This is a genomic window from Vibrio sp. V38_P2S17PM301 (assembly GCF_009904845.1).
Lineage (GTDB): Bacteria > Pseudomonadota > Gammaproteobacteria > Enterobacterales > Vibrionaceae > Vibrio > Vibrio proteolyticus.
This window is the reverse complement of record NZ_WXWO01000106.1, coordinates 1-4,643: the sequence shown is the minus strand read 5'-3', so window position 1 is coordinate 4,643 and position 4,643 is coordinate 1. Positions and strand designations below refer to the sequence as shown.

At 33.9% G+C, this 4,643-nt stretch carries 3 protein-coding genes; all 3 read left to right on the top strand.

The window, feature by feature from the left end:
• Positions 1-911 precede the first annotated feature (911 nt).
• Positions 912-2,498, top strand: coding sequence for an ATP-dependent nuclease (locus CAG64_RS22470; protein ID WP_147681712.1), 1,587 nt, complete (start codon positions 912-914; stop codon positions 2,496-2,498).
• Positions 2,483-3,514, top strand: a complete 1,032-nt coding sequence (locus tag CAG64_RS22465) for a DNA helicase UvrD (protein ID WP_147681711.1) — start codon at positions 2,483-2,485, stop codon at positions 3,512-3,514. The genes CAG64_RS22470 and CAG64_RS22465 overlap by 16 nt, the downstream gene beginning before the upstream one ends.
• Before the next feature lie 590 nt (positions 3,515-4,104).
• Positions 4,105-4,643: AAA family ATPase (locus CAG64_RS22460; protein ID WP_161489365.1), on the top strand; the 539-nt coding region annotated here is incomplete at its 3' end.

Genomic DNA, 4,643 nt, shown 5'->3' with positions numbered 1-4,643 from the left:
ATTTATGTATTTATTACCATGATAGCGCATTCGTCAACTATTATTTTCAAATTATTTTACCCCCACTAGGGGGTAAAATAATTTCTACCCCCTAGTGGGGGTAAAGCTCGATTCTAACGTTGACTGTATTTAAAGTAAATGAAATATTATTTATAAAACATATGTTAAAAGTTTTAATATGCTTTCAAGTGTTTATTTAGAATGACCTGAAACTAAGTTTTAGTGTCTAAGTTTTAGTGTCTAAGTTCTAGTCACGTCATGGTTGCCATGTTCAGAGACACAAAATCAATAAATTACTCCATGCTTTAAGAAAGCCTAATTATAATATATTAGATGTTAACGCCATTAAGTAGACAATAAACACCACTATTGTTCCCTTTAATGATTACTTATTAGATTAGTGGCTATAAACACAAGCACTGTACTGAAAACATTACACAAACATGATAGTAAACGGATGCTTCGATTATCCCCACGCAAGTGCGAAACCAGAATTTACCTCTCCTAAACAAATTCTCTGAGTTAACGAGACCTATAGCTGCTTAAAAATAGTGCCGACTCTCGTCACAGATTCCCCCTGATGTAGCATTTCCACACAAGCGTATCTAGCAAAATGGCAAACGACTTTGAACCGCATAGAGGTTAGCAATGGAATCATCTTAACAATGAAGGTTGACGGATATCAGCTCCAATCAGAAGTACGTCAGAGAGAACAGAGTTAGCTTTTTTGTACCCAAACTCCTTAGCTCAAGATCTAGTGCACGTTTCTTTTACAATAAATTGACCAAATTTTTTTGATGGTTGAATATGTACATTAGTTGATATAGCTGATACAACTCTTTATATCTTCGACTTAGAGATACCTAACTGACATCATTTTCCCTAATAAGTGTTCCGAAAAGAGTGAAAGCATGAAAATAATAACTAAAATAAAATTACAAAACTTCAAAAAATTTCACAGATTCAGCGTTAACTTTGACCCAGAGATAAACCTACTTATAGGTGACAACGAGGCAGGGAAAAGTACAATTCTAACGGCAATTGAATTAGTGCTAAGTGGAAGTAGAAGTAAAGTTGAGACTGTTGGATTAGAGAAATTATTTAATACTAGCGTGATACAGGAATTTCTAGCCAATGGTAAGAAGTTTGAAGATCTACCTACTCTCATTGTTGAAGTATACCTAAACGAACAGAACAATCCTTCTTTAAATGGTAAAAATAACCTAGATGGAGTTTCGTCTGATGGACTTCAACTAATCTGTGAACCTAATGAAGATTTTAGTCATGAAATAGCACAAGTTCTAGCGCAACCAGAGGCTAATTTTCCTTTTGAATATTACTCAATAAGATTTTCCACTTTTTCTGGTGAAGCATACACTGGCTATCGTAAATTTTTGAGATACTTGACTCTAGATAGCTCTCAAATAAATAACGAATATGCGACTAAAGAGTATATTAAAACAGTTTATGAATCCCATGTTGAACAACCCCAGAGGATTGGATTACAAAACGATTATAGGATGCAAAAAGAAAACTTTAAGGAAAATAACTTAAAGTCTATTAATGATACTCTAGATAACTATCAATTTGCGGTAAAATCTGGCTCAAAGTCTAACCTTGAAACTGATCTAACAATTACTGAAGATGATGTTCCTCTTGATAATAAAGGTACAGGCCGTCAGTGTTTTATTAAAACTGAGTTTGCACTACAGCGAAGGAACCCAGATCAAGACCTAGATATTCTTCTTCTAGAGGAACCCGAAAATCATCTCAGTCATACCAATATGAAGAAACTTGTAGATCTAATTTCTGAATCCGAAGCGAAACAAATTTTCATTGCTACTCATAGTAGTTTGATTAGTACAAGGTTAGATCTTCGAAAAACAGTTTTCATGAATAGCACGTCTCCAGATCCCCTGTTGTTGAAAAACCTACCTCGTGATACCGCAAAGTTCTTTATGAAAGCTCCTGACAATAATATTTTAGAATTTGTGATGTCCCCCAAGGTCATTCTAGTGGAGGGAGATGCTGAATATATGCTTATTGAACAACTTTACAAAAACGTTGTCGGCTCAACACCTAACAAAGATGATGTACATATCATCTCCGTTGGTGGTACAAGCTTTAAACGCTACTTGGATATTGCAAAACTATTAAACATTAGAGTTGCTGCAATCCGAGATAACGACAAAGATAAACAATTTAACTGTGTCGATAGCTATAGCGATTACATTGCCGATAACATGCAGGTTTTCTTTGATGAGGATGATGCTAATTGGACGTTCGAAATATGCATGTATAATTCTAACTCAGACACTTGTGATGATTTGTTCAATTGTAAACTCAGAAAGAAAAAGAATAGTGAAGAAAAAACAACCGTTACAGAATATATGTTAAATAACAAAGCTAATGCGGCTTTTGAGTTACTAGACAAAAAGCCGAACGACTTAGTTGCACCTGACTACATCGCTAGGGCGTTCGCATGGATAAGAGAGTAATTTTTGCAGTAGCTGGTTCAGGTAAGACTAGCAATATCATCGATAACTTAAATGAGGACTCCCGTACTCTCATTATTACTTATACTGAAAATAATTTCAAAAACATAAAAAAACGCATAGCAGCTAAGTTTGGATATATTCCTAATGGTATAAAAATATATACCTATTTCACCTTTGTATTTTCGTTTTGTTTCAAACCTATTTTAGGAAATCAATTTAAAATAAAAGGTATAAATTGGGACGTTCCTCCCCAATTTACACTGCGTCTAAATAGAAACGATGAACGTTTCTATATCGATAAATATGGTAGATTATACCACAACCGAATCGCTAAGCTTCTAGATCAATATGGAGCGATCGATCAGCTTATATCAAGGATAGAAAAGTACTTCGATAGTATTTGCATTGATGAAGTCCAAGATTTTGGTGGACATGATTTCAATCTTCTTCTTCAACTAGCAAGCGCGAAAGTGAGACATCTCTTAGTCGGAGATTTCTACCAACACACATTTGATACAAGTAGGGATGGCAAAACAAACAAAACGTTACATGATTGCTACGATAAATACAAGCAAAGGTTTATTCAAGCTGGTTTCTATGTTGATATTGATAGCCTTTCTCATAGTTACCGTTGTAGCGAAAACACATGTAAATTTGTCACTGATAACATTGGAATAGAGATTTTTTCACACAGAAAAGACACTACGGATGTTCAACTTATAACTTGTAAAAAACGAGTGACGGAAATTTTTTCTTGCTCTAAAACAGTCAAGTTATTTTATCAAGCAAGCAATAAATATCTGGGGTTAACTGAAAATTGGGGAGCAACAAAGGGTGAAGACCACTACGAAGACGTATGTGTCGTTTTGAATCAAAAGACTTTGACTCATTTTAACCAAAACAAGCTTCGTGACTTACCATCACAAACGAAAAATAAACTTTATGTGGCCTGTACTAGAGCAAAAGGAAATCTTTATTTTGTTTCCGAGAAAGACCTCTCAGAATTCAAGATGTAATGGTTTATGAAGTGGGTTAGTCAGGATTCAATCTGTCAATTTTCGATCTAAGGTTTAATTAAGTCTGACAGATTAATCTAATTTATTGATACCTCGCCCCATTTTCGTAACGATGAACTCATTTATTATTTTTGATCTGGTTCAAGTTTTCCAGTGTGTAGGATGTTTTGACAAAGCGAGGGACATCACTCTGCCCAAGCTAGAAAAACTATCATCGGTGTAATTAAAACCACTCAACAGTGCTAACGCTTAAGGGGATTTTACTTTGGTATAGCGACTCTCCTATCGGCTACTCCAAAGCTTCATTATGGTTTATCAAGTAAAGCATTTGGTGATATAAGTATTAAATACAATGGCCTGGAAAGCCGCGACAAGAGAAGCAGTATTATTAGCTGATTTTTTTCATATAACGCAGGGGTTTTCTAGGTCACACTCATCACTTATAAGCCTTTTTATAGTGACAGTTCGTGAAGTAATAATCAAAAAAGAATCATCCCATCTTGATGCGTGGAAATACGTTCCAAAAGAATTATCTTTTCAATTCGTGTATAATGTATATTAAATTATACATTTTAACACTAGGTCAACTCATGCATATCTGTTACATATGGGTAAAAAGGTTTAAAAGTTTTCGAAACTACGGATTAAATTTATCGAGTGATTATACTTTCAACTTTGATCATACAAATTCAACTCTTAGTTACGTTGATAATCCAGCATTACCTGAAGATTTTTTTGGAAAAAATATTAGTGGAGTAACAGCACTCTTGGGTGTAAACGGTTCGGGAAAAACCACAGCATTAGAGTTGATATGTCGATGTATTACTGAGCACTACCATTTCAAAGAAAATTACATATTAGTTTATAAAATAGGTAATGACTTCTATCTGTCCAATAATTTTAAAGAAAAGATATCGATTGACTTTTCTTTTATTCCAGACAATGAAAATACTAAATTAAGAGAAGTCAATACAATTTACTTTTCTAATGTTTTCGACCAAAATCATCTTGATTTTGATGACAAAGTTATAGATATATCAATAAATAGAAAGATGAACCCTAGGTACATATATAAAGATGTCACATCTAAAAGAAGAGGAGAAATTGAAAAGCAGATTAATTTTTTACA

What these genes read in the sequence shown, in the direction of transcription:
- CAG64_RS22470 (WP_147681712.1), top strand. Translation starts at nt 912, where the DNA reads ATGAAAATAATAACTAAAATAAAATTACAAAACTTCAAAAAATTTCAC.
- CAG64_RS22465 (WP_147681711.1), top strand. Translation starts at nt 2,483, where the DNA reads ATGGATAAGAGAGTAATTTTTGCAGTAGCTGGTTCAGGTAAGACTAGC.